Source organism: Paenibacillus sp. JZ16, assembly GCF_015326965.1.
Taxonomy (GTDB): Bacteria; Bacillota; Bacilli; order Paenibacillales; family Paenibacillaceae; genus Paenibacillus_AQ.
The window spans coordinates 5,861,513-5,885,805 of the sequence record NZ_CP017659.1 but is presented as its reverse complement, the minus strand read 5'-3'; the positions used below and the strand labels follow the sequence as shown (position 1 = coordinate 5,885,805).

Genomic DNA, 24,293 nt, shown 5'->3' with positions numbered 1-24,293 from the left:
CGGGAAGAAGTGTTAGTCCGTGACAGTTATAACGTGTATTCATGTCCAAGAATCAAAAATACGCTGGAAGTCCAGGTGAACGCCCGGTCGCGCAGCCCCGCTCCGGTCAGGGCATCAAAATTCTCGGCCATCCCGCTGAGACTGACCATCCGGCAGTACCGCTGCGCAATCTCCATCGCCAGCTCCATATCGCCGGCGGCCGCCACCCCTTCGACCAGCAGCATCGTGGAAGGGGCCCAGATCGGCCCGCGCCAATATCCGTCCGCCTTATAGTAACGGCTGTTTACGCTCTCGGTCGCCCAGCCGTTGCTCGTCAAGAATCGGCCTTCCTCTCGAAGTCCTTCCAATAGAGCCGTGCGGATATACTCGGGAAGGCGTTTTCCCAGCAGAATCGGAACGAACAGCAGCAGGCTGTCTCCCTCGGATACCTCATGCGTTCCCGAACGGCAGGCGGTGAATCGACCGTCTCTCCAGAAATGCCGGAGCATGCGATCCAGCGTATCATCCGCACTCCGTCTCCATTGACTCGATTCCTCGGTCAGGCCCAGCAAACCCGCGATTTCAGCCAGCGTCTCCATCTGGATAATCAAATAAGCGGCAAGGTCAGGGCTCTCAACGGGGATGCCGTTATTGAACGCCGTACTGTTGTCCCAGCCCGAGTCATTGCCGTGGTTATATTGGGGAATGCCGTCGCCGTCATGATCCCGGTGTGTGAACCACCACTGTGTCCATTTCGCTAGAGGACCATAGACCTCGCGCAGCTGGGCCTCCTTGATGTAATCCGTCCGGCGCATCATCCAGGCCAGCGTCCAGCCGTGAATCGGCGGTTTGTTGCAATTCCAAAGCTCGTATCTATCGTTCACGAAGTCGGGGATCAGGCCGCTCTCATCCTGCCGGTCAAAAAAGATCATGAACTGATCCCAAGCCAGCTCCGGCTGATGCCGCACGAGGGCCATCGCGTTAAAGCAGTTGTCCCAGCTCCAGATGTTGGTCATCCAATTCTTGGACATATACATGGCTGGGCGGGTTAAACAGCCTTCGGCCGGAACTACGCAGGACCAGGTAATATAGGCAGCGAGCTCCCTTGCTTCCTGCCACCGTTCAGAGACGGTCAGGGTATTATTCAACCAATTGGCATAATCCTCGCGAACGCTTTCAACCGCATCGTCGAAGGACTCCCAGTCGGTACGCGGCGTCAAGGCGGTCATGAACTCTTCGACCGCAAATTCCGCCATATTCGTTAATGCGTCCACGGAGAAGTCGGCGGTTACCCGCGAGCTCTTGATCTCGTTCCATTCGACCTCCATGCTCATCTGGCCCGCAAGCCGGGTCAGCATGAAGCGGCAGCTATGGGTAAAGCTGTTCACCTCCCAGCTGTCCGGATGGGTCTCATAGGCGTAATCATACGCTGCGGGGAAAAAGGTAAGCCGGATTCCGCAGCCTTCCGAGCGAAACCGGACGGTCCGGGAGTCCGATAAACAAATGTCCGCATGGCCTTCCGAATCGGAGGCCGTTAGCCTGATTTTGTCGGGTGATGCTACAGGTTCAAAGGGAACCGGCTCGTTCTGCCGGTTTAGCAGCTCTATCAGAAACGCCTCGCCAAACTTGTCATCCCCTCCGCGGACGGTTCGCAGGTAAAGTCCTGGTCTGCGGTCCTTTGCCGCGGGCAGAAGGGAAATTGCCAAGAAGGTCTCTCTACGGCTGAAAGGTACGATATTCAGATCAAAATTCATAAGACATCTCCTTCGCTGAGGTATCGCTTTCATTGTAAAACTTCTCATGGGAAGAGAGGACTGCCTGATGTCTTGCCGATAGAGGGATATTGTTTGCCGGAGGTTCGACTGAGCGGGAGAGGTGCCATTTTGTTCGATAAGAAGGGGGACAAATGTTATGGCAAACCACAGCGACGCGAAACTTCTATAAAAACGAAGATGACCGCATCATCGGCTTATGACAATGGCGATCATCTGGTTTAGCTGGGCGACTACTGCCATCTGAATGAACCGCTTGTCGTTCAGCCGGAATTATGCGATTCGGTATTTAGTGCGCCATTATGTCGCTATGATGGCTTCGTCTGCTATAGCTGCTCCGGCGTTATGGCCTCTGCCCGTGCTGCCTCCAATACTGTTTTTTTCCGTCATCCCGCACCGTAATGCCCAGCTTCGAAAGTTCCCGGCGCAGATCGGCTGCATCCTCTTTATCCTCGTTCTCCATCGCCTTCTCCCGTGCCAGGAAGAGCGCGTTCATGCTGGGCGTAAGCCCCGGCGTGTCGGCAACCCATCTGACGTAATGATCGGCGAACGGATCGCGGTCTCTCCAGGAATAACCGTGACGCATGAAGGCTTCGGCCACCGTTTCCCGCTTGGCTTCCGGTTTCTCGCGATAGAGCTCCTCCCCCTCGTTGCCCAGCAGCACCAGCTGCCTGCCGTCCATAAAGGCAGCGGAAACTTCTTCTCTCATAAAGGTTCGTTCAGCCTCATGAATGCGGAGTGTAATCTCCTTGTCCGACAGGCGGACCGCAAGGCTTTCTTTAATGGCTAAGTGGGAGAGCACGATGCCCGCAAGCAGGCCCAGAACAGCGGTTACGATGACGATCCAAGGTCCCTGTATGGTTGCGATTAATTCCAGCGGTCCTTGAAAAGGCACCCAAGCTAGACCCGTTGCCCAATCCGCAATCGCAGGCAGAAACCAGCCGATCACCGCGCCTAATAAAGGCGGCACCGCCCAGACCAGCATTCGGTCTGCCCACGATAATCCGAGATCACTGTATTCCATCCCGTTATTCAATGGGATCCGCTCCTTTCCTGAGAACGCTGTTCACCGCTTCTTTCCAGACCGCCTGATAGTCCAGCGGAATATCCATCATGATATAACTCGTGATATTATCAATGACCAGTGCCAGCACATACGCCTTGGAATCTGCATTTTGCCGCTCAATGATCCCGAAATCTGCGCCTAACCGCATCAGTTCCCGAAAGCCGTCCAGGAACGATTGCTGCATGGCGACCACCCGCTGGCCGTAATTGGCACTCCGGCTTGCGGTCAGCATGAACTCGCTCAATAAGCGCATCACCGGCACGAAAGCCTCTTCCTCTTCCGGAAACATGCGCAATCCCCCTTGATACAGCTTCTCCGCGAAGTTACGCTCGTTCATTTCGGTCAGGGAGAAATAATGATCGAAATGGTAATCGCTGAACATGTACTCAAAGACCCGCTCCACCAGTTCATCCTTGGACGCAAAATGATAGTAGATCGACGGTTTCGTAATGCCCACTTCGCCGGCAATCATCGCCAGGCTGGTCTTCTCGATGCCATGTGTCGCAAACAATCCGATGGCAGCCTCGACGATTTGCTGTGAGGTTAAATCCTTCTTTTTCACGCTGTCATCCGCTCCTTTTTTACCTACCGATAGGTAGAATTTTAAGACGAAGGATGATGGATGTCAATATTTTTTAACTACCGGTAGGCAAAAAAACTAAAAATCGCCGATGCTTATCGCATCGACGATTCATAATAATTAGGATTTGTAGCTTAACCGGCTCAACTGATTAAAGCATTCTTCTTCCCATCATCATGATGGTTTTTAACAGTGACTTCCATTTTCCCTCGACTGTACGTACAGCCGCTGCGGCGTGGGCCGCTTCATTGCGTTTAGAGCGCAATTTCGTTGCCATCCGGCATCGTTCCAGTTCCTGACGGAGATCGCGAACATGCTGTTTGGCAATATCTTCATTATTAATATTCATGTTTCATTCCTCTTTTCTTTTATAGCGACAACATTCCGACATTACCAATACCTGCAAGCTCCTCTTCCGTCCCCTTCACTATAATACTTCCATTGTTTGCCCGAAGGTAAGGGTACAAAATGCCTTTAATTCTTTTTTCCCCTACAACGACTTCGCCGAAAAGATCCAGGGAGGACATCGAAGCCCTAATATCTCCCTCGGTGACGTCATCGTCAAAGGTCAGCGTCCCGTCAACAATGAAGCTCGCCGGCTGGCCCAAAGCCGCCAGCTGATCCTTCGACCAGGTCTCCTCGCCGCTGATGAACACAAACAGCCGCTCATAACTTACGATTTCCGTATTCAGGTTGGGACAGCGCTCCCAGACCAGATCTTCGATCTCTTCGCCGCAAATGATGAACGAACTGGAATGTATCTCCGACACGGCCTGGCTGAAGGCGTCCCGGGTCACGTCCGCCTCGAGAATGAGCGGCTTACTCGTGTAGAGCTTATGGCTTTTAAAGCGCCGTACGCTTCTTGCGTTTAGCCGTAGCGGTTTGGTTACATGCTCGAATCCTGCCGGGATCACCTCGACCAAGCCGTTGATCTTTTTCAATTTATCGTAGAAATAAGGGGATTGATGTTCATGGATAATCGCCTTGCCGTTGACTTGGATCTTTTCAATCCGGGCCGAGAACTGCTCCATATCGAGCTCCTTATCCAGATGAACCATGCCGTTCAGAACCAGCTCCATAGGCTCGCTGCCGGAGGCCAGATATGCATTGTTCAGCTGCACTTTCCCGGACTCGAACCTTGGTTCGTATTCGTAAGCGTGAATCTCCGCGCTGGCGCCTCCCACTTTGAGGAGTGCAGAGGTAACGGCAGCGGCCAGATGCCGGGGAGCATAGACCTCGCCGTTGACCACCAGGTGCAGCGTGCCGTTCTGGAATGCTTCAAGGGATACTCCCTTATCGATGATGACCGTGCCGTTAACGAATACGCGGTCCGGCTGCTCCAAGAGCTGAAAGTATTCCTCGTCCAGCCGCAGGGTGCCGCTGTAATAACGGTGTCCCTCGGGGATTTCAATCGTCTTGCCGATATTGCCTGCGTTTTTTAACAGCGTGAGGAGGTGTGCCGTCTCTGCCCGGTATATCACAAGGCCCACGTTTCCGATCCGTTCGATGCTTGTTACGGTTTCCTCCGTTGCCTGCGTAAGATCCAACATCCCTACATTCTCAATGATTCTGCTCATTTCATATCTTCCTCCCATAGTTTTCTCAATTTTTTGATGGCGGTTTGCAATTTGTAACGAACCGTGGCTGCCGGCATGCCCAGCTGCTCGCCGATTTCCTGGCTGGACATCCCGAGCCAAAAGCGCTTGAACACGATATCGCTCTGCGATTGCGGCAAACGGGCGAGCCATTCCGTCATTTCGATATTGCGGCTTGAAACGGGGAGCTCGGCGATGTCCAGATCATCCTCCCACGATACGAGCCGCTTCTCCCGGCGGCTAATATCGATCATGCGATTTTTGACGACTCTGAAGAACCAGGCCTTTTGCTTGTGAAGGGGCAGCGCTGCCAGGTTCGGCTCCTTGATGGCTTTCATAAAGGCATCCTGGACCAGATCATCCGCTTCGTAAGCATGCTTGGCGATGGATCTGGCATAACGCTGGACATCGTCCTTCAGGTTTTCATAAAGATCACATACTTGCATTAGCCAACCTCTCACTTTTCGTTTTGTCTTTTCTGTTAATATAACGTTTGGGCAAAAGAAACTGATGGATAGTCTTGAAATTTTTTTCGTGCCCATAAAAAAACACGCCAACCGTCTACGCAGTCAGCGTGTTTACCTATAATTAATCCCACATGGAGAACAACACCAGCAGAGTGGCTGTTACACCGAGCAAGACCGTGTGCCTAGAAAACCATATCGAACGTATTTCTTCCTTCATACTTCATTCCTCCTTATTGTTTTCATTTAACCTGATCATTCATCTTCCCTGATGGCTCAGTCCCACCAGCTAAGCACACTTACCAGCATAACCGCTACCAAGAAACCGTCCATAAATTTGAGCTGAAGTTTAGCCAAATTGGATTCACCTCCTTTAAAGAGTCAACCACTCGAGTAATTCATTATTGATTGATCAATCATAATTATTTATAAAAAAGTGCCCTTATCCCACCGCGCACCAGTCTTGAGGTACGCGGTGCGGCACTTCAGAGCGCGCCTGGGCGTACTCTATCTTATGGGCATCATATTCGGCATATCCATCGCCATAGCTACATTGCACAGCATGCCCCGGGCCAGAAAATCGGAGGTTTTCTTGTCGGCATCCTCAAATCCCGCTCGCATAAAGGCATTCTCCACGAGATCCTTCACCTCATTCATTCCCTGCTGCATCGCTTCGCGGATGGGCGCTTCCTGAATCGTCTGCGCCTGCATCTGGAGCAGGATCTCGCTGCGATGCGATTGCACAATCCCTTCGTATGCCTGAATCAAACCCAACTCCAGATTCTCTGAAGAAGCGGATTCGATCACCGCTTGGAATGCCTTCACAATGCGCTCCCAGGAAACAGCCAGCGATTCCACAAGCAGCGACTCCTTGGTAAAGAACCGATAGACGTAAGGCTGGGATATCGCTGCCCGTTCGGCAACCTGAGCCGTGGTCGCGCGATAATACCCGATTTCTGCAAACACTTCGATGGCTGCCGCCACGATGTCATTGCGCCGATTCGCAGAGGTTGACGCTCTAGCCATTTCTTCCCCCTCCTTTCATTCATTTCGATCCATTATTGATTGACCAATCACTAATTAAACAAAGTATATACGGAACGCTTTATTTTTGCAACTGCTTTTTCCAAAATTATTAAATTCAACATCTGGCTATAGCTTAACGCGTAGGGAAGGAATCCGCTATTTCTTATCGAACTGTTTTATGAACCGCAAATTAAACCGCATCATCCAAGAAATTTATTCTGTGATCGATCAAGGAGGACAAATCATGAGTCATGAAGGTCAACAGCTATTCGAACGATGGCATAAACACCGTACGGTCTTGCTTCATCTGCTGCAGGACGTTCAGAACGAGCATTTGGATTATAAACCGTGGGAGAATGCCTATACCTTGGGCGCATTAGCAGTTCATATTGCGGCGTCCTCAGACATGTTCCTGCGTTCCATTGTAAAAGGCTCGTTCTCTCCACCCTCTATTTCCACCGAATTCGAAACCATCGATGACATTAGAAATATCGTGCAAGCTTCGACCGAATCGTCTACGGCGGTTTTTAATGAATTGTCCGACATCCTGCTGGAGCAGCCGCTGGACTTTAACGGGTTCGTTGCCCCAGGAAAAGTGTGGCTGAGCAACATGGTCGACCACGAAATCCACCATAAAGGGCAACTATTCACTTATGTTCGAGCTGTGGGTATTGAGAAGGTTCCCTTCTTCACGGTTCAGCCGCCCAAACAGTAAAGATGGGTATGACTGGATTTTCAGCTGCAAGTTCCTGATACTCCCCCGAATTCATCTCACGCAAAACAAAAAGCCGGGTCTCCTGCAGCTTACGCTTTAGGAAACCCGGCTTTCTTACCCCTTACTAACCCTGCTTCGCCAGCTTCACCACAGCCTGCAAGGCCGTGTTAATCTCGCGTTCCACCGCGTCGGCAACCACATTCGTGTTCGGGTCGTACTCGGCCGCGAGGTCTGCGTCGGCAAAACCGTCCATAGCGACAATCGCGCCCGCGCGAACGCCGCGGATCGCCGCAACGACGTACAATGCCGCAATTTCCATCTCAACGCCGAGCGCTCCCGCTGCTTTATACTTCTGGTGCGGTACTTCTTCAACGCCGTTAAAGAACACGTCCAGGGTTACAGTAATCCCCTTGCGCACCACGCCTTCGCCAATTGAAACCGCGGATTCGTACAGCGCCTCCGCTACCTGGCTGTCTGCAACCGCTGGAAAGCCGTCCGGCACGAGCTGTTTCGTCAGGCCATCCGTACGGATCGCAGCCGTGCTGACCACAAGGCTTCCCGCGGGGGTATCCGCCCGATAGGATCCGGCCGTGCCGACGCGAATCAGGGTTTTCGCCCCCGCGCGAATCAGCTCCTCGAAACAAACCGCAGCTCCCGGACATCCAACGCCGTGGCTGGTTACCGCGAGTTCAACGCCTTCATACGTTCCCACGAAGGTGCGGTACTCGCGGCTGAACGCGAGCTCGCGCGCGTTTGTAAGCTTGCGGGAAATGGTCTCCGCACGCTTGGGATCGCCGCAGACGATCACAAATTCAGGTATATCCTCTGAGTTCACTTGCAAGATAGGCATCAACATTTTAGTCAAACTCCTTATGTGTCCATTCATCTTCGGGTATATCCAGCGCCTCGCCGCTAAACCGCTCTTCCTTGAACGGGTCCGCTTCATTGTGGAAGCCGTTGCGTTCCCAGAAGCCCGGACGGTCTTCCTTCATAAACTCGATCCCGCGCAGCCATTTGGCGCTCTTCCAGAAATAGCGATGCGGCACAACCGTACGCAGCGGCCAGCCATGCTTGTCCGTCAGCGGCTCGCCGTTAAAGCGATAGGCCAGCAGCACATCGTCCTTAAGCAGATCCTCGATGGGTACATTCGTATCGTAATCGGGATCGGCATGAAACATGACGTATTTGGCATCCGGCTTGATCTTCAGCCCCGCCAGGAAATCCCGGAACAGGATTCCCTCCCATACCGTATCGAACTTGGACCAGCGGGTAACGCAGTGGATGTCCGCGTTCACGGTCACCGTTGGCATCGCCAATATATCTTCATAAGAAAACGTCCGTTCCTCTTCGACTTCCCCGAACACCTTGAGCGTCCACTCCGACATGTCGTAATGTGGAACCTCCCCCTCGTGCAAAATGGGGAATTTCTCGGTCAGCGTCTGCCCCGGCGGCAGTTTGGCACGCTGCTCCTCGGTCAGGTTGCTCACCGCCACCGGCTTCATTTTTTTCAATCGTTCTGCCTTTTTGTGCACCAAGTTCATCTCCTTTACGCTTGATCGCTGTTGCATCCGCTTATCGTTTGGATGACTTCAATCACAGGTCGTCGCGGCGCGGCATACGCGCCTATCTGGAGCTGGATCCCTGCTTCAGCGCATCCTGCTGGAAGCTTTTGTCCTTAAAGAAGAACATCGCCAGAATCGTCACGACATACGGCAGCATCTGCGTAAAATGCGTCGGCAGCGCCAGCCCCTGGAACCGGATGCTGAGTGCATCCATAAAGCCAAACAGCAGACTTGCCGCCGTTACCCCAAGCGGACCCGATTGGCCCAGCATCGTGGCAACGAGCGCGATAAAGCCGCGTCCGGCCGTCATGCCTTCCGTAAACATCGTCACTTGTCCAAGCGACAGCTGCGCGCCGGCAAGGGCACATAACACGCCGCTCGCCAGTACGGCTCCATACTGATACCGTCTTACACGGATGCCCACGCTTTTGGCAGCGAGCGGATTTTCGCCGGCAGCCAAGAACCGGAAGCCGTTCTTCGTGCGATAGAAATAATACCACATGAGGCCCGCAATCAAAAACGACAGATAGACAAGCGGCGTCAGGCCGGCCAGAATGGGACCGAGCACCGGTATATCCTCGATAATCGGAATGTTCCATTTCGGCAGCCCGACCATCGTATTATCATAAAATGCACCTTTAACATCAAAAATAGCCCGTAAACTAAACGTGGTCAATCCCGCCGCCAACGCATTCATCGCGATACCGACCACAATGACGTTCGCCTGCAGATTGATGCTGAGATAAGCAAATATAAAAGAGAAAATCGAAACGATTGCAATCGCGAACAATATCGCATAAAAGACGTTGCCGAAGAAGTGGTTCCCCACCACGGCAGAGAAAGCCCCGAGCAGCATAAAGCCTTCCAGACCGACATTGAACAATCCGACGCGCGAACACAGGGCACCGCCGAGGGCCGCAAGCAAGATCGGAGTGAGCACGCGGAGGGCCGAGTTGATTAAAGCAAGATCAAACAGCTGTTCCATCGGATTTGTTCCCCTTTCTGCGCTTCAGGAAGCTGTATGTGAATCGGGCGGATATAAAGAGAATCAGCACGGCTTGGATGATCGCTCCTACCTCAAGCGGCACTTCCGTATTCCGTTCCACGCCCATACCGCCTGTCTGCAGCGCGGCCAAAAAGATCGATGCAATCAGCGTGCCGATCGGATGCGATCCTGCCAACAATGCAGCCATAATGCCCGTCCAGGCATAGTCGGCCGTAGATAATGCACCATCGATATAACGATACTGGGAGCCCAGAATTTCAACGGCGCCGCCAAGTCCGGCCAAGCCGCCGCTGAAGAACATGGCCCCAAGCATCATGGGACCGCGTTTAACGCCCCCAAACAGGGCAAACAGCGGGTTGCCGCCAAGCATCCGCACCTCGTAACCAATCACGGAGCGCTTCAGCAGAACGAATATAATCAACGCAGCCAGCACCGCGAGCACAAATCCTACATGCAGCGGCATGCCGGAAATCAGCTTTGGCAGCCACACGCTGTTATCCAGCATTTCGGATTGCGCCATCGCAGCCGAGCCCGAACGGTCTTTCAGCGGATAGGCAACCAGATAGCCTGCAAACAATACCGCCACATAGTTCAGCAGCAGCGTGGAGATCAGCAGGTTCACCCGGAACCGGGCATCAAAATAACCGGCCATCACCGACCATAATCCACCTGCGATAACACCGGCAAGAATCGCAACGATGCACACCAGCCAGCCGGGACCCGGCATGTACAATCCGACCAATGCGGCAGCGAGTGCGCCAAACACCATCTGACCTTCCGCGCCAAGGTTAAAGAAACCTGCACGGAAGGCAAACGCCGCACCCAGACCGATCAGAATGATCGGGGTCGCCCGGGATAGCGTATTCGTGAAGAAATACATGCCGCCGAAGGCACCCTTCCACATCTCCGCGTAAGTCTGCAGGATATCGCCGCCGGCAATCATGATGGCAATGGCACCGGCGAGCAGCCCCACAATGATGGCGGCGATCGGCTGGAGCAGCGGAAGCGTAAATTTTGTCCATTTATTCATTACAAGGTTCCTCCCGCCATCAGCAGTCCCAATTTCTCCTCTGTCGCTTCCTTCGCCGACAGCTCGCCCGCGATCCGGCCTTCAAACATAACCAGAATGCGGTCGGACAGCTTCAAGATTTCCGTTAATTCCGACGATACGAGCAAAATTCCCGTGCCCTCTTCGCGCCGCTTGAGCAGTTCGCTATGAATCGTCTCCATGGCCCCGATGTCAACGCCGCGCGTCGGTTCGGCTGCGATCAGGAACGGAGTTCCCTGCTCCAGTTCCCGTGCGACGATCAGCTTCTGCAGATTGCCGCCGGATAAATACTGCGTGCTGGTCTCCAGGGAGCCCGTCTTGATCGAGAACTTCTGAACCCATCCGGAAACCAGCTTACGAATGTCCTTCAGATTGAGGAAGCCGCCCTTCTGCAAGCGGCGATGGTGACCCATAAGCCCGGTATCCATAACGGTTGCAATGCGATTCGCCCCCCACACATACCGATCCTCGGGAATATGAGCTAATCCGTGCTCCCGTATTTCTCTTGTCGACATGCCGGTTACGTCCTTGCCCGAAACGGCAATTCGCCCGCTGTCCGGCTGAGCCAGACCGGAGATCACCTGAAGCAGTTCGGACTGCCCGTTGCCGGAAATACCGGCAATCCCGACAACCTCACCCGCACGGACGTCCATATTGACGCCGTCCAGAACCGGCTTTCCTTTCGTACCGCGGATTGAAACATCCGATACTTCCAGCACCTTCTCGCCCGGCGTGACCGGCTTACGATCCAGCTCCATGAGCTCACGGCCGACCATGAGTCGGGAAAGCTCATGGGCATCGGTATTCCCCTTCTCCACTACGCCTGTGACGGCGCCGTCACGGAGCACCGTGATGCGATCAGCCACATCAAGGACCTCGTTCAGCTTATGACTGATCAGAATAAAGCTCTTTCCCTGTTTGGAGAGCTGTTTAATGGCATCCAGAAGCTCCTGCACCTCAAGCGGCGTCAACACGCCTGTTGGCTCATCCAATATAATGATCTCGGCGCCCTGATACAGCACCTTCAATATTTCAACCCGCTGCTGCACGCCGGGGGCGCTGCTGCTAACGGTGGCGCGCGGGTCCACTTTCATGCCGTATTTTTCGCAGAGTCCTTCCACGATCTTTACGGCTTGATTGCGGTCAAACCCTGCACCTGAGCCCGGCTCATTGCCGATCACGATGTTCTCGGCGATCGTAAACGTAGGAAACAGCATGAAGTGCTGGTGCACCATGCCGATTCCGCCTTTAATCGCGTCAAGCGGGCTTGCAAACGAAACTTCCTTGCCATTCAGCCGAATCGTACCCGAGGTTGGCTGCTCCATCCCGTACAATATCCGCATCAGCGTCGTTTTGCCTGCACCATTCTCCCCGACAATCGCATGAACCTCACCCGCGCGCAGCGAAAAATCAATGCCGCGGTTTGCGCTGAACTCGCCATACTTTTTCGTAATATTGTCCATCTGGAGTAGCATCGAGTCATGCCTTCCTTTCGCTTCTGAATGAAAGACCGACTGCTCATGTGCAGCCGGTCCAGGTGAGAACTAATTTTGTTCCAATGCGTTGGTTACTTTAATCTTTCCGGCGATAATATCGTCGGAAATCACCTTAAGCTGATCCACGATGTCTTGTCCAATGAATGGGTTAAGCGGTGTTTTGCTCTCATGCGTAACGTAAGTAAGACCCACGCCGCCTTCTTTCAGTCCGTAATCACGAATATCGAATGAGTATTTGTCTTCTGCAAAGTCTTTAACCGTTTCGTAGACAACAGCGTCTGTACCTTTTAATTGAGCGAGCACAACGTGCTCGGGATCCGTGCCCGTGTTATCCGTGTCTTGTCCTGAAGCGTAGAAGCCTTTCTCTTTCGCGGCTTCGAATACGCCCAAATCACCAACAGCGGAAAGGCCTGCAACGAAATCGGCACCTTTGGAGTTCTGCAGGAGCGCGAGTTCCTTCGCTTTAGCCGGATCTGTGAAACCGCCGACGTAGTTAACGAAAATTTCAACGTTAGGGTTTACCGATTTTGCACCTTCTGCAAAGCCGGTCATATATTTATGCATAATAGGAATGTCGTCTGCAACCACGTTGCCAACCTTGTTGGTCTTCGTAGCCAATCCAGCTGCTGCACCAAGCAGGTAAGCTGCTTCATGTTCACGGAATACGACGCTGCGGACATTCGGCAAATCCACTACCGTATCGATAATGGCAAAAGGCACGTCCGGATTCTCCGGTGCAACCTTCTTCAGTGCATCTTCCATCTGGAAGGTGGATGTAATAATCAAATCATATTTTTCGGCAACCGCCGTACGCAGGTTTTGCTCAATCGAAGCCGGGTCTGTCGATTCAATCGTCTTCACTTCGACATTGAAATCGGCAGCAGCCTTCTGCAATCCTTCGTCCATCAATGCAAAGAAAGGATTCACGCCGATCTTCTCGGGGAGAACAAGTGCAATGCGTTTCTTATCTTGAGATCCTTCAGAACCGCCATTAGCTGCACCACTGTCAGTAGACTTATCATCATTGCCGCAACCTGCAAGCAATCCAACGGATAATACGAGTGTTAATAGAATTGACCATGTCTTTTTCATTTCCTGACCTTATCCTCCTAAGTGAGCACTTTTTATACTATTATCCTATGGTATAGACAAGCAGATGTCAAAACAAAAATTTTAGCGTTTTATGTAGTTTAATGTGTTTTTTAGCAAAAATTTGGTGGAAAACTGCGGATATCACAGAACATTACCTTATCCAATTGTCGATAATGTTCGGAATTTGCCAACATTTGATCAAACGTTTTCGACAGGGATCAGGATGAAAACGCATTATTTTCAAATTCTCGGTATCCTGCAAACATACCTGCAAAAAAAAGGATGCCTGATGGCATACTTTTAAAAACTTGATTTCTATTTAGATGAAGCAAGCAACATGTGAGATGCTTCTCGAACCTTCCTCCATTATTAAGGAAAATCTTTGTTTGGCGATCAATCGATCAGCTCTGCCGCTCTCAATAATCGCTGCAGCATGACTGCCGCTTCACCACGGTCTTTGAAAGATGAAAGGACAGCAGCTGATTCCATCTCATTCATTGCACTCAACCCAGGGATACACATTCCCGAGGTTTTTTTACTCTATGGATTTCCTTATCTTATGACTGCCGTCTACCCATCATGAACTGAAGGATCGTATCCATTTGAATCGGTTGACCTTCACGATCGCCACAAAACACTTCAGAATCTGATCGGACTTCAAGCAAATGAATATGGCGAGCGGTGGTAAGTGGAATACAAACGCGCATAATGCCGATGAGGGTAGCACGATCAGCCACATAAAAATCAAATCATTGTAGAGCACAAAGCGGGTGTCTCCCCCGCTTCGCACAATGCCCGTCAATGCCGGCATCTGATAAGCCGTTCCGACGACGGTGATCGACAACACCGTCATGAAATGCAGCGCGAGTGTCTTCGCCTCATCGGAAATGGAGTAGAAGCCCAGCACGAAATCCTTAATCACAAACAGCACGGCGCCCGTCAGCAAGCCAAGAAGGATATACAGAATCTGCAGCGTTTTGGCATAGGATATGATTTTGTCCATCAAACCTTCTCCGATGGTCTTCCCAATCAGCACAGCCGTTGCGCTGGCCGAAGCGTATACGATGACTGTCACCATCTGGAAAATCGTTGTGGCAATGCTGTTGGCGGCGATCGCCGATTCTCCCATATGCCCCAGGATGGCGGTTTGTGCCGCCATGGCAAGCCCCCATATCGTGTTGGACATCAGAATCGGGGAGCCAACGCGAATGTACTGTTTGAAGAGCTCCATATCGAACTGCAGGAAATCCTGCATTTTTAACAAGATTTTACGGTCGAACCGCTTAATATAAACGATGACGATCACACATTCAATGATTCTTGCCGTCAGGGTAGCGATTGCCGATCCGGCCACGCCCAGTTCAGGGAAACCCAAATACCCGTAGATGAGGATATAGTTCAGGCAGATGTTGATTATCAAGGTCGATAATGATACCACAAAGCCGATTTTTACCGTTTCCACGCTTCGCAGTGAAGCCAGCAAGGAATTGGTGACGGCAAAGAAGATATAAGAGAAACAGATGATTCGTAAATAGTCCACGCCGGCGGCGATGACATTCTCTTCCTTCGTAAACAAAGACAATACCTCATGCGGGAAAAAGAACACGATTATCCATAACACAATACTGAGGAAGATCGCCATGCGCATGCCGATGCTTGCCGCTTTTTTGATCGAGCCTAAATCCTTCGCACCCCAGAATCTGGATGACATGATGACCAATCCTTCGCATACGCCCAAAACCAGCATGTGCAGCAGGAATTGGATCTGGTTCGCGAGGGCAACGCCCGATAGCGCCGATTCACTGTATCCTCCCAGCATGACGTTGTCCGACAAATTCACGCCGACCGATATCAGGTTCTGCATCCCGATGACAAGCGTCAGCCAGAAAAAACTTTTGTAGAACCCTTTTTCGCGAACAAATAAACTCATGTCAGTTAACCCTTCTTCGTCTATAAGATGATGAATCTCTAATATATATATGAAATTACGCAAATGAACAGAACAAAATGAAGTGAAGGATCCTTTCATTAGAATCATAGATTCATAGAATCAAAAACATAATAACATTATAATGTTTTCACGTGAAAAAACTAGTCATCAAGTTGGAGGGCGCTGCGAATGCCGGTATTCGAACTTCGACGGCATCCTTGGCCATTCCACAGCATATCCCCTGCCTATCGTCATATTTCCCCCGGCTTGGTCCCGCCAGAGATTCCCTTCAGTGTCAACTGTGCGTTACATCGTGGGAATTCCTGACTATGTACAAAAAAACATACCGTATATATGATGGCAGTGTAATCCAATCCCAATGATGCAGAGGAGAATGTGTATGACCGTGTGGAAATATCCGTTATCTCGCAAGATGATCCAGCGAAGTATGATTGCAGCGCTCGGCGCTGCCCTCCTCATGCCCCCGCTTCATGCCTTTGCAGCCGATGAAGCGCCCCAAGCCGATGCATCTTCCACTCATTCGGCAGCCAGTACTAGATCCGGCACCTCGGCTCCAGCACAAATCACGGAGAATCCAATCGATTCCCTGGTGATCGGGGAGCATAGGCTGATTAGCCGCAAGGAGATCGACCAGAACTGGGACGGCCTCGATCCGGATTACACTCCGGAGAAGGTGATTGCAGCCGTTAAAGCGCTGCTATCAGAGGAAGATTTCGAGGCGTTGTTCCCTTATCGGCTGGGTTCGGCGGAATGGTTTAAAGTCGCCAGTGGCAAAGAATACTACAAAGCCGATCAGACGGACTATTTCTCATACGATAATCTCATCAACGCGGTCGCGGAGGTGTCCAATCTTAAGATCAAGATCAGCACGCGGCAAGGAACTCCTTCCGCACAGGAGATTTACCGATTAGACAAGGACGCCCGCGTTGAAACACTCGTTGTGCGTTCAGCTGACTTCCATTCGTCTGAGAACCTTAACAAAACGATTGAAACCGTTATCATTGATGGCGGCACTTTCCTGAAGGAAGGGGTCAAGAAGGACCGTAAGCGCGAACTGGCAGCCTTCCTCGCCAATCTGTCCCACGAGACGGGCGGAGGCTGGGCTACCGCCCCGAGAGGACCGCTCCGTTGGGGTTTGTTCTGGAACGAGAACATCGCCGGCCGGACTGGCGTTAATAAAGACGCCTTCGTCGATCCTGCCAGCGCTGAGCTGTATCCCGGAACACCAGACAAACGCTATTATGGACGGGGACCGATCATGCTCAGCTGGAACTTTAACTACGGCCTGTTCAGTTCCATCATCTATGGAGACAAAAGCGTGCTGCTGGACCATCCGGAGATCGTTGCCGCTGACGGTAAGATCGGCTACATGACCGCCATCCTGTTCTGGATGACGCCGCAAGACCCGAAGCCTTCCGCCCACGACGTCATGGTTGGCAGATGGAAGCCTTCCCCGCTCGAGAAGTTCAGAGGGCTTGGCGATCCCGGCTTCGGTACGACCGTAATGGTCTTGAACGGCCTGGAAGCCAACCTCGGTGAAACCGAGGGCAGCCCGGTGCAGCGGCGCGCCGGCCATTACCGCGATATTACAAGCCGTATGGGCGTTGATATTACCGGAGAGAAAATAGATACGTTGGGAATGAGACCATTCTGATACGAAACCTTCCTGCGGATAGGTTGGAACAGGTTTGATGGTATCCTCTAATCATCGCCCTCTGGCAAATGGATGTTTTCCTGCCTCCACTCTGCCACAGGGCGATGAATCATTTCAGCAGGCTTCAGACCAGCCGCTGAGCGATTGCAACGCGCTGAGCTTTAGGTAAGCTCTTGAGCACCAAATCATAGGAATGATCAATCATATCGTGCAGGTCCGCTTCCGTTAAGGAACCGTCCACGGCAACCGTATTCCAATGTTTCTTGTTGAGATGATATCCGGGCTGCACCGCGTCATGCTGCTGACGCAAATTCTCTGCGATCACCGGATCGCATTTCAGGGATATATGGCTGACCTTCTCTCCTGCGATTGTGGTAATCAGGGCAAACATTTTGCCCCCGACTTTCATGACGATCGGAAGCGGTCCGAACGGATAGTCTTCGGATGCAGCTTTCTTGGAAAGACAGTAAGCAATGAGTGGGCTTCGCACCTGGAAATTCTCTCCTTCTTTCATCAGATCTATTTGATTATAGTAGATGATGTTTCCCTGTTCAATCCAGTCGCAGCAGTCTTATTTATCATCTTATTATTTTCGATAAAAAAATTCTTTCAAGTACATAGCTTGGTTCAAGGCCAACGTGGAGGCTTGCTCTACTTTTTCGGCATATGCTGAACAAAAAAGAGAGAGGTGAGCCTCTTAACTATGAAATATAAAAGCAGTACCATCAAGAGCAAATGGAAGAAAACGAAATGGTTAAACGAAGATTCTTATTTCAGACAATACGTACCGCACACATTGCCGTTCAGCAAAAAAAACCTGAACGCTATGCTGGCGGACTACACCACGGTTTTCTTCAAACCTACGGATGGTTCAGGCGGTGTAAACATCGTCCGAATCCGCAAAACGGACGGGGGCTACCAGAGCCAGCTGAATACCAAGAAAACGTCGTACTCCAGCTCATCTCAATTGTACCGTGATCTGAACCGCTTTGCCGGGAGCAGACCCTACCTGCTGCAAAAAGGAATTCGTTTGGCCAAAAGCAATGGCAAGCCATTCGATATCCGGGTGATGGTCCAGAAGACTAAGCAGGGAGCCTGGGTGAGCACCGCCTTATTCACCAAAGTCGGCAACCCTAACAAAGTCGCAACCAATTATAATCAAGGCGGCACCATTGGAACGTTCCGCAAAACGATGAGCGGCACCAATTTCAACTCGGCCTTCACCCAGCAGCTGGAGTCCGAGCTCAAAGGACTTGGCGTGGCCGTTGGCAAAAACTTCGACCGCCATTATCGCGGTTTCAAAGAGCTGGGACTCGATGTAGCTGTGGATTCCAATGGCAGACCATGGATTCTCGAGGTGAACACCAGACCGCAAATTTATCCGCTCAAAACGTTAAAGGATCGGAGTCTGTACCATAAGGTTCTCTCTTACGGAAAGCATTATGGGCGCACGAAATAATAAGGATACACCCTTCTCGGACAAACAAAACTGCCGGGCTTAGTGCCCGGCAGTTTTTTATTGAACCTTACTAGGGGCCGATTTCAGGGGCTTGGTTTCTGCTACGATTCCCTGCCAGCTTGCTGCTGCAGTTCCCGCCATACCTTCTTGTTGCTGTATTGTTTCTCCGTGCTGATATCCTGTCCAAACCACGCCGGCGGTACAAAGCCGTCTGCAGCTTCTATGGAAGGAAACTCTACCTCCAGCACCAGCAATTGAATCTGCGCATAATCGTCGATTTCGATGATCGTGTTCCCTAAGCGGGCGGTAACCCGTCTCTTGGTCAGCGGAATCGCGCCATGCGCCTTCACCACTTGGTCATAGAGTCCTTCGGAAATGGCGAACTCTACTTCCTCCCTGGCAATTCCCCACCCTTTTTTGAACGTATGGGTGAATTCAACCTGTCCCGATGTCAGATCCGTTATTTTGCGGACACGAAGCTCCTGATCCCCATCCAGCGCCAAATACGTCTGCTCGATGAACTGCTCCTTCTCGACCACGATGCTTCCTTCCGATATCAAGTCTTCCGGATAAGCCTCCAATAGGTATTTGCGTTCGATTTCAATCGCCATAATTACATCCTCCAATCGATGATCCCCATCTGTGCCTGATTCCATTATAAGGATCGATCACCGCAGCGACAAACAAAAGCGATAGAAGGGATGCGCGAGGGCACTCTTCTATCGCTTCGTTTTCATCGTTACTTTATTAATTTTCTGTATGCCTTAATCGTCTGCGTGTGCATCCCTTCATGATACAAGCTGAACACTAGAAATTCCCCCACGGTTTGGAACGTCAGGGGACCGATGGTCAGCGGATGAGCTGAAGCCTGGTCGAGGCGATTCGAGAAGGTTTCACGAATTCGGGTCGTTTGCTCCTGCAAAAGCTCTACCAGTTCGGAAATCGCAGGCGGCTTCGACGTCCAATCGGCCGGTTTGGTTCCGGTTGCAAACCACGCCTCGAATCCTTCCGGAAGTCGGGGCTGCTCGCCCGCAGTCGCAAAAGCGAACTGCTCATGCACGGTGTAGATATGTCCCAGGTTCCAGCGAATGCTGTTCGCAAATCCTTCCGGGATGATATCAGCCTCCTGCTCCGTTACATTTTCCACCGACTTTAAGGTCCCGCCTCTGGCAAAATCCAATTGGTTAAAAATCGCTTCATTCATATGATAATCCCCCTTCCAAATGGTTCGTAACTATCCTATCGTAATATTGAGCCTATCGCAAGGAGTCCTAAGGCATTCACACGACCTTTAGTATTTGCGTACATACCGCTTTCGATTAGGCTATAAGATATAACATAGTAAAGCCTGGAGCTTGAATGAAAGATTCACTCAGGTTCCAGGCTTTACGCATGAAATCGAACTATGCTACTCTCGCAATAATTTGGTTATTCTCAAGCACTGCTCTTGCTTCTTCGGTTGCAGGACGATAACCCTTTTCCAACAGTTCTTTAATATAAATCTTGTTATACACGAATGAGAATATGATTCCGCTAATCCAAGCCCCGATTCCCAACGTAAATGGACCGACGACGGCAGAAATAATAAACATAATAACTGCCCACTTCAGATCGCCTCGAAACAAGGCCGGGAAGAAGGCAAAGAATAGTGTCGTCCAGCTAAAGCCTACCTTTACTTGTTTAGTTACCCCAGCATCATTTTTCAGATAAATCTTCATGATTCACACTCCAAAGATTAGTGAAAAAAGAAGTCGTACTCCAACATCCGAAGTAGTTCTTATGTAGTATCTCTCATTGTCCAATCCGAATCTTTTCTCCTAAGACTATATTACCATTTGGTGGTATGGAAGTTAATCACTTTTTTTAGATATTGTCGAAAAAAGATGTAATATCTTACATCTATATCATTCTGTTGCGTTCGATCCATTTGAAGCGGTTCCGGAATCATGTTTATACTATAGGAAAATCAATACATAAAGGAGTGGATCAAGATGAACTACCGCCGTCTTGGCAACAGCGGACTGAAGGTTTCGCAGCTCGGTCTGGGCACGAACGCTTTTGGCAAAAGGGCTGATCAAGGGACATCCACCCGCATCATTGACCATGCACTGGACCATGGCATCAATTTCATCGATACCGCTAATATTTATGCAGGCTCGGAATCCGAGCGCATCATCGGAGAGGCGCTCGCCGGCAAACGCCATAACGTCGTATTAGCCACGAAAGCCGGGCTCGTAAGTGGCCAAGGGCCGAACGAACGCGGTTCTTCCCGCTATCATCTGCAGCAAGAACTGGAGGACAGCTTAAAGCGGCTAAAAACCGATTATGTGGACCTGTATCAGATTCATACGTTTGATCCGCATACTCCCCTCGAGGAAACCTTACGCACGCTGGATGATATGGTATCGTCGGGCAAGGTCCGATATATCGGCGCTTCCAACTATGCCGCCTGGGAAATTATGAAGGCGCTCGGGATCAGCGAGCTTCGCGGATACGCCCGGTATGTATCCACCCAAACGAGTTATTCCCTTGCCGACCGTACGCCGGAACTGGAGCTTGTTCCCCTCTGCCTCGATCAGGGCGTTGGCATCATCCCGTATTTCCCGCTGGCCGGGGGCATTCTCACCGGTAAATACGGTCAAGGCGCCAGCACGCCTTCCGGCTCCCGTGCGGAAACGGACCCGAACTTCAATCGCTTCCTGGAAGATCGCAATCTGAAGCTTGGGCAGCAGGTCAGCCAGTTGGCTGCAGAGCATGGTCATTCTCCAAGCGCCCTATCCCTGGCCTGGCTGATGAATCGTCCTGCTGTCTCCACTGTCATTGTCGGAGCTACGAAAACCGAGCAGCTGGACGATAACTTGAAGAGCCTGGAGATTGAGATCGATGAGGCACTAGGCTCCAGCCTGGATGAAATCAGCGACGACTTTGTTTATGCCAAGCCGTTCGCGACTTATCGACTGGGGTAAACAGCGTTATTACAAATCGAAGAGCTGCGCTAGGGATGGTTGCCCCTTTGGCGCAGCTCTGTTTTTTCATCTTGATTTAGAAACTATTATTTAGACGGCACTGAAGCTTAGATTACCCTTGAACTACTTCCCTATTTCAAAATCTCTTCAATACGAGTTTGAACATCATCGCTGAGCTCAATGCCGGATGCCTTCACGTTCTCGGTTACCTGCTCCGGACGACTTGCGCCGACAAGCGCACTGGCTACGTTCGGCTGGCGCAGAATCCAGGCAAGCGCCAGATTGCCCACCGACACTTCAAGCTCACCCGCAATCTTCTCCAGCTCGCGAACCTTCGCGATTTTCTCCTCAGTAATGCCTTTGCGCATCCACTCCAGCTTCGCGGCACGGCTGCCCTCAGGAATATCGGAAGCCGAAGTATACTTGCCTGTTAGCAAGCCTTGCGCCAGCGGGGAAAATACGACCTGCCCAATGCCGGAACGCTCGCTGAGCGGAATGATTTCCTTTTCAATATAACGTTCAAACATATTGTAGATGGGTTGATTGACCACGATGCGGTCGAGCAGGTAACGATCCGCTACCGTCAATGCCTCCGCGATTTGCGATGCCTGCCACTCGCTGACGCCGACATAAAGCACCTTGCCCTGGCGAACAAGGTCGTCGATCGCGCGGAGCGTCTCGTCAAGCGGCGTTTCCGGGTCATGTCGATGGCAATAGAAAATATCCACGTAATCATGGTTAAGCCGCTTCAAGCTGGCATGCGCCTGCTCCATAATATGCTTACGGGACAAGCCGCGATCGTTCGGGCCATCGCCCATGGGCCAAAATGCCTTGGTCGCCAGCACGTAAGACTCGCGCGGATACGCTTTCAGGGTTTCGCCAACCAACACTTCGGCTGCACCTTTTTCATATACATTCGCCGTATCAAAAAAGTTAATGCCCAGATCATAAGCCGTTTTAATTGCGTTTACCGCGTTCTCGCGTTCCACATAACCACCGTATGTAAGCCAGCTTCCCAAGCTGATCTCACTAACCTTGAGACCTGTGCGTCCTAATCTTCTGTATTTCATGGCAATTCCTCCTTCAATCGAATAACTTGGATGCTGCATTTTCTATTCTAAAGTAGTTCCTACTCTCAGGGAAGAAGTGAAATGTTCTTCACTATATTATAGAGAGGATAGTTGATATACTTGAGTATAGTTAATAGAATACTGGAAGGAGCCTACCCATATGGGAAATAAATCGAGCAGTTACATACCGAAAACACCAGAACATATCGAATGTAATATCGAAAAAACACTGTTGGTCTTAGGCGGAAAATGGGCATTTCTCGTCATCCGCGAGCTCTTTGGCGGCACGAAGCGTTTTGGCGAGCTGCAGCGGCAAATCCCGAATGTCAGCCCGCGGGCACTGACCACGACGCTCCGCCATCTGGAAGAGCAGGGCGTTCTTGAACGCGAAGTATTCCCTACCGTTCCGGTTACGGTGGAATACACGCTGACGCCGAAAGGCATGGACCTGCATGTCATCTGCAAGGAAATGAAGCTGTGGGCGGCGCGGTGGACTTGACTTCAAGTTGGCTTGATGTATCTTTGCAACCGTGCTTGGAACCAGCGATCAGCACAAAAATAAAGCAGCGACGGATTCCGTTTAACCGGAACCGCCGCTGCTTTTTTAAGCTTGCTATTTTTTGATTTGTAGATTACATTTAATCGTTATTGTTTTGATTGCCGCGGGATTCTCCGCCCTTGCGGCCAATTTCCTCATAGAATTCCTTATCATGGGACTCTGATGTGGCTTCGCCGCCTTTACGGCCGATTTCCTGATAAAACTCCTTGTCGTGATTCTTGGCCGTTGCTTCGCCGCCTTTGCGTCCCGCTTCTTCTCTGCTCATTTTGTTGCCGTTGTTGTTAGCCATTGTTCATCACTCCTAAGTTGTTTTTTGTTGCTGCTATGTCATGTATTTAACCCATCCGTAAACAATTAAACATTACTTTTCAAATCCTTCATTCACCACATATGGACCTGTGCCAAGCGTAGAATGCTGGTGTTTTGCCGGAGGATTTAATACGGGTGCGTCGCCGTAGGCTGTCGGATTAGCCACATATTCGAAATCGCCGGTACCGTCCGGCAGCGGTCCGTTCGCCCAGCGTCCCGCACTGCTCTCCTCCCCAACCGAGAAATTCATGAATTGGCGTGTAGCTTCTTCTACGCTGCGTTCGCGCGGAAACGAAGCAGGAGCAATTGGACCTTCAATGGCCTCGATCTCTTCAATCGCGGCCAGCCACTGGTTCTGGTGCATGATATCACGGGCTATCATGAAGGACAGCATGTCCCGAACGCCAGGATCCGTCGTCTGCTCATACAAACGGACGACCTGAAGCAGACCTTGCGATTCGGCATTCAGATTTGCACGGAAGTCAGCCAGCAGATTCCCGCTCGCTATGATGTACTTACTGTTCCATGGATATCCGTTGCTGTCCGTCGGGGTTGCCCCGAGTCCCGATACGATTGCATGCTGAGGATTCATGCCTCCGAGTGCGGCGGCAATCATCGGGTCCTTCGCCGCTTCATCGACTTGATCCGCAGGAGCGCCGTCAAGAAGCTGGGCTATCATCGTGCTCAACATCTCGACATGGCCAATCTCCTCGGTCCCGATATCCAGCAGCATATCCCGATACTTCCGGTCTGCCCGGCAGTTAAATCCTTGGAAGAGATACTGCATCATGACGGACATTTCACCATACTGGCCACCCAGCACCTCTTGAAGCTTTCTCGCGTATACCGGATCCGGCTTCTCAGGTTTGGCACGGAACTGAAGTTCTTTCATGTGAATAAACATCCATATCGTCCTCCTCGTAT

25 protein-coding genes and 1 pseudogene are annotated in these 24,293 nt (G+C 51.3%); 5 read left to right on the top strand and 21 right to left on the bottom strand.

The window, feature by feature from the left end:
- Positions 1–26: 26 nt before the first annotated feature.
- From BJP58_RS26325 to BJP58_RS26295, 7 genes are all read right to left on the bottom strand, one after another.
- On the bottom strand, positions 27–1,733 hold the full coding sequence (locus tag BJP58_RS26325; RefSeq protein WP_194541239.1) for an amylo-alpha-1,6-glucosidase: 1,707 nt from the start codon (positions 1,731–1,733) through the stop codon (positions 27–29).
- Positions 1,734–2,094: 361 nt separating this feature from the next.
- Positions 2,095–2,787 (bottom strand): YqeB family protein, encoded by a 693-nt coding sequence (locus tag BJP58_RS26320; RefSeq protein ID WP_194541238.1) that lies wholly within the window; start codon positions 2,785–2,787, stop codon positions 2,095–2,097.
- On the bottom strand, positions 2,780–3,379 hold the full coding sequence (locus BJP58_RS26315) for a TetR/AcrR family transcriptional regulator (protein ID WP_194541237.1): 600 nt from the start codon (positions 3,377–3,379) through the stop codon (positions 2,780–2,782). The genes BJP58_RS26320 and BJP58_RS26315 overlap by 8 nt, the downstream gene beginning before the upstream one ends.
- 169 nt (positions 3,380–3,548) lie before the next feature.
- On the bottom strand, positions 3,549–3,746 hold the full coding sequence (locus tag BJP58_RS26310; protein ID WP_194541236.1) for a hypothetical protein: 198 nt from the start codon (positions 3,744–3,746) through the stop codon (positions 3,549–3,551).
- Between the two features lie 19 nt (positions 3,747–3,765).
- A complete protein-coding gene (locus tag BJP58_RS26305) occupies positions 3,766–4,974 on the bottom strand; it encodes a hypothetical protein (RefSeq protein WP_194541235.1) in 1,209 nt (402 codons plus the stop codon).
- A complete protein-coding gene (locus tag BJP58_RS26300; RefSeq protein ID WP_194541234.1) occupies positions 4,971–5,438 on the bottom strand; it encodes an RNA polymerase sigma factor in 468 nt (155 codons plus the stop codon). The genes BJP58_RS26305 and BJP58_RS26300 overlap by 4 nt, the downstream gene beginning before the upstream one ends.
- Positions 5,439–5,963: 525 nt before the next feature.
- Positions 5,964–6,482 (bottom strand): TetR/AcrR family transcriptional regulator, encoded by a 519-nt coding sequence (locus BJP58_RS26295; protein WP_194541233.1) that lies wholly within the window; start codon positions 6,480–6,482, stop codon positions 5,964–5,966.
- A gap of 178 nt (positions 6,483–6,660) precedes the next feature.
- Between BJP58_RS26295 and BJP58_RS26290 the strand changes: the two genes are divergently transcribed.
- Positions 6,661–7,197, top strand: coding sequence for a DinB family protein (locus tag BJP58_RS26290; protein ID WP_233354773.1), 537 nt, complete (start codon positions 6,661–6,663; stop codon positions 7,195–7,197).
- A 124-nt stretch (positions 7,198–7,321) separates the two neighbouring features.
- Here BJP58_RS26290 and BJP58_RS26285 read toward each other — a convergent pair whose 3' ends face one another.
- The 7 genes from BJP58_RS26285 to BJP58_RS26255 all read right to left on the bottom strand — a co-directional run bounded on the left by BJP58_RS26285 (position 7,322) and on the right by BJP58_RS26255 (position 15,331).
- Positions 7,322–8,053 (bottom strand): nucleoside phosphorylase, encoded by a 732-nt coding sequence (locus tag BJP58_RS26285; protein ID WP_071221263.1) that lies wholly within the window; start codon positions 8,051–8,053, stop codon positions 7,322–7,324.
- Position 8,054: 1 nt separating this feature from the next.
- Positions 8,055–8,729, bottom strand: coding sequence for a sulfite oxidase-like oxidoreductase (locus tag BJP58_RS26280; protein WP_194541232.1), 675 nt, complete (start codon positions 8,727–8,729; stop codon positions 8,055–8,057).
- 91 nt (positions 8,730–8,820) lie between these two features.
- A complete protein-coding gene (locus tag BJP58_RS26275) occupies positions 8,821–9,744 on the bottom strand; it encodes an ABC transporter permease (protein WP_113060298.1) in 924 nt (307 codons plus the stop codon).
- Positions 9,728–10,795 (bottom strand): ABC transporter permease, encoded by a 1,068-nt coding sequence (locus tag BJP58_RS26270; RefSeq protein ID WP_071221266.1) that lies wholly within the window; start codon positions 10,793–10,795, stop codon positions 9,728–9,730. Before BJP58_RS26270 ends, BJP58_RS26275 begins: the two co-directional genes overlap by 17 nt.
- Positions 10,795–12,288, bottom strand: a complete 1,494-nt coding sequence (locus BJP58_RS26265; protein ID WP_194541231.1) for an ABC transporter ATP-binding protein — start codon at positions 12,286–12,288, stop codon at positions 10,795–10,797. The genes BJP58_RS26270 and BJP58_RS26265 overlap by 1 nt, the downstream gene beginning before the upstream one ends.
- A 69-nt stretch (positions 12,289–12,357) precedes the next feature.
- Positions 12,358–13,401, bottom strand: coding sequence for a BMP family lipoprotein (locus BJP58_RS26260; RefSeq protein ID WP_194541230.1), 1,044 nt, complete (start codon positions 13,399–13,401; stop codon positions 12,358–12,360).
- 577 nt (positions 13,402–13,978) lie between these two features.
- Positions 13,979–15,331, bottom strand: a complete 1,353-nt coding sequence (locus tag BJP58_RS26255; RefSeq protein WP_194541229.1) for an MATE family efflux transporter — start codon at positions 15,329–15,331, stop codon at positions 13,979–13,981.
- Positions 15,332–15,731: 400 nt separating this feature from the next.
- On the opposite strand from BJP58_RS26255, the gene BJP58_RS26250 reads away from it, so the two are divergent.
- Positions 15,732–17,006, top strand: coding sequence for a chitinase (locus BJP58_RS26250; protein ID WP_194541228.1), 1,275 nt, complete (start codon positions 15,732–15,734; stop codon positions 17,004–17,006).
- Positions 17,007–17,130: 124 nt separating this feature from the next.
- On the opposite strand, the gene BJP58_RS26245 is transcribed toward BJP58_RS26250, so the two are convergent.
- Positions 17,131–17,496 (bottom strand): MmcQ/YjbR family DNA-binding protein, encoded by a 366-nt coding sequence (locus BJP58_RS26245; protein ID WP_194545069.1) that lies wholly within the window; start codon positions 17,494–17,496, stop codon positions 17,131–17,133.
- 213 nt (positions 17,497–17,709) lie between these two features.
- On the opposite strand from BJP58_RS26245, the gene BJP58_RS26240 reads away from it, so the two are divergent.
- Positions 17,710–18,465: a YheC/YheD family protein gene (locus BJP58_RS26240; protein WP_194541227.1), complete on the top strand. Its 756-nt coding sequence runs from the start codon at positions 17,710–17,712 to the stop codon at positions 18,463–18,465.
- 101 nt (positions 18,466–18,566) lie between these two features.
- Here the strand turns inward: BJP58_RS26240 and BJP58_RS26235 are convergent, their stop codons facing one another.
- From BJP58_RS26235 to BJP58_RS26225, 3 genes are all read right to left on the bottom strand, one after another.
- Positions 18,567–19,076, bottom strand: a complete 510-nt coding sequence (locus BJP58_RS26235) for a CYTH domain-containing protein (protein WP_194541226.1) — start codon at positions 19,074–19,076, stop codon at positions 18,567–18,569.
- A gap of 128 nt (positions 19,077–19,204) precedes the next feature.
- The gene (locus BJP58_RS26230; RefSeq protein ID WP_194541225.1) at positions 19,205–19,669 is read right to left on the bottom strand and encodes a DinB family protein; all 465 of its coding nucleotides are present in this window, start codon (positions 19,667–19,669) and stop codon (positions 19,205–19,207) included.
- Between the two features lie 199 nt (positions 19,670–19,868).
- On the bottom strand, positions 19,869–20,183 hold the full coding sequence (locus tag BJP58_RS26225; RefSeq protein WP_113060695.1) for a DUF2628 domain-containing protein: 315 nt from the start codon (positions 20,181–20,183) through the stop codon (positions 19,869–19,871).
- A gap of 273 nt (positions 20,184–20,456) precedes the next feature.
- Here BJP58_RS26225 and BJP58_RS26220 point away from each other — a divergent pair, with 273 nt between their 5' ends.
- Positions 20,457–21,431: an aldo/keto reductase gene (locus BJP58_RS26220; RefSeq protein ID WP_194541224.1), complete on the top strand. Its 975-nt coding sequence runs from the start codon at positions 20,457–20,459 to the stop codon at positions 21,429–21,431.
- Between the two features lie 131 nt (positions 21,432–21,562).
- Here the strand turns inward: BJP58_RS26220 and BJP58_RS26215 are convergent, their stop codons facing one another.
- Entirely contained in the window at positions 21,563–22,501 is a 939-nt protein-coding gene (locus BJP58_RS26215; protein ID WP_194541223.1) for an aldo/keto reductase family protein, read from the bottom strand.
- A 160-nt stretch (positions 22,502–22,661) separates the two neighbouring features.
- On the opposite strand from BJP58_RS26215, the gene BJP58_RS26210 reads away from it, so the two are divergent.
- Positions 22,662–23,000 (top strand): winged helix-turn-helix transcriptional regulator, encoded by a 339-nt coding sequence (locus BJP58_RS26210; protein ID WP_071221283.1) that lies wholly within the window; start codon positions 22,662–22,664, stop codon positions 22,998–23,000.
- A gap of 142 nt (positions 23,001–23,142) precedes the next feature.
- Here the strand turns inward: BJP58_RS26210 and BJP58_RS26205 are convergent.
- Both BJP58_RS26205 and BJP58_RS26200 read right to left on the bottom strand, forming a co-directional pair.
- Positions 23,143–23,349: pseudogene (locus tag BJP58_RS26205) on the bottom strand (KGG domain-containing protein); the annotation flags it as partial.
- Between the two features lie 72 nt (positions 23,350–23,421).
- Complete coding sequence (locus tag BJP58_RS26200) at positions 23,422–24,273, bottom strand: manganese catalase (RefSeq protein ID WP_194541222.1); 852 nt, start codon at positions 24,271–24,273, stop codon at positions 23,422–23,424.
- Between the last annotated feature and the right edge of the window lie 20 nt (positions 24,274–24,293).

Excerpts from the sequence above, each read along its gene's own strand:
- BJP58_RS26250 (WP_194541228.1), top strand. The coding sequence starts at position 15,732 with ATGACCGTGTGGAAATATCCGTTATCTCGCAAGATGATCCAGCGAAGT.
- BJP58_RS26295 (WP_194541233.1), bottom strand. The coding sequence starts at position 6,482 with ATGGCTAGAGCGTCAACCTCTGCGAATCGGCGCAATGACATCGTGGCG.
- BJP58_RS26230 (WP_194541225.1), bottom strand. The coding sequence starts at position 19,669 with ATGAATGAAGCGATTTTTAACCAATTGGATTTTGCCAGAGGCGGGACC.
- BJP58_RS26260 (WP_194541230.1), bottom strand. The coding sequence starts at position 13,401 with ATGAAAAAGACATGGTCAATTCTATTAACACTCGTATTATCCGTTGGA.
- BJP58_RS26310 (WP_194541236.1), bottom strand. The coding sequence starts at position 3,746 with ATGAATATTAATAATGAAGATATTGCCAAACAGCATGTTCGCGATCTC.
- BJP58_RS26285 (WP_071221263.1), bottom strand. The coding sequence starts at position 8,053 with ATGTTGATGCCTATCTTGCAAGTGAACTCAGAGGATATACCTGAATTT.
- BJP58_RS26235 (WP_194541226.1), bottom strand. The coding sequence starts at position 19,076 with ATGGCGATTGAAATCGAACGCAAATACCTATTGGAGGCTTATCCGGAA.
- BJP58_RS26220 (WP_194541224.1), top strand. The coding sequence starts at position 20,457 with ATGAACTACCGCCGTCTTGGCAACAGCGGACTGAAGGTTTCGCAGCTC.
- BJP58_RS26210 (WP_071221283.1), top strand. The coding sequence starts at position 22,662 with ATGGGAAATAAATCGAGCAGTTACATACCGAAAACACCAGAACATATC.
- BJP58_RS26255 (WP_194541229.1), bottom strand. The coding sequence starts at position 15,331 with ATGAGTTTATTTGTTCGCGAAAAAGGGTTCTACAAAAGTTTTTTCTGG.
- BJP58_RS26200 (WP_194541222.1), bottom strand. The coding sequence starts at position 24,273 with ATGTTTATTCACATGAAAGAACTTCAGTTCCGTGCCAAACCTGAGAAG.
- BJP58_RS26240 (WP_194541227.1), top strand. The coding sequence starts at position 17,710 with ATGAAATATAAAAGCAGTACCATCAAGAGCAAATGGAAGAAAACGAAA.
- BJP58_RS26215 (WP_194541223.1), bottom strand. The coding sequence starts at position 22,501 with ATGAAATACAGAAGATTAGGACGCACAGGTCTCAAGGTTAGTGAGATC.
- BJP58_RS26325 (WP_194541239.1), bottom strand. The coding sequence starts at position 1,733 with ATGAATTTTGATCTGAATATCGTACCTTTCAGCCGTAGAGAGACCTTC.
- BJP58_RS26290 (WP_233354773.1), top strand. The coding sequence starts at position 6,661 with ATGAACCGCAAATTAAACCGCATCATCCAAGAAATTTATTCTGTGATC.
- BJP58_RS26275 (WP_113060298.1), bottom strand. The coding sequence starts at position 9,744 with ATGGAACAGCTGTTTGATCTTGCTTTAATCAACTCGGCCCTCCGCGTG.
- BJP58_RS26270 (WP_071221266.1), bottom strand. The coding sequence starts at position 10,795 with ATGAATAAATGGACAAAATTTACGCTTCCGCTGCTCCAGCCGATCGCC.
- BJP58_RS26300 (WP_194541234.1), bottom strand. The coding sequence starts at position 5,438 with ATGCAAGTATGTGATCTTTATGAAAACCTGAAGGACGATGTCCAGCGT.
- BJP58_RS26225 (WP_113060695.1), bottom strand. The coding sequence starts at position 20,183 with ATGAAGATTTATCTGAAAAATGATGCTGGGGTAACTAAACAAGTAAAG.
- BJP58_RS26265 (WP_194541231.1), bottom strand. The coding sequence starts at position 12,288 with ATGCTACTCCAGATGGACAATATTACGAAAAAGTATGGCGAGTTCAGC.
- BJP58_RS26305 (WP_194541235.1), bottom strand. The coding sequence starts at position 4,974 with ATGAGCAGAATCATTGAGAATGTAGGGATGTTGGATCTTACGCAGGCA.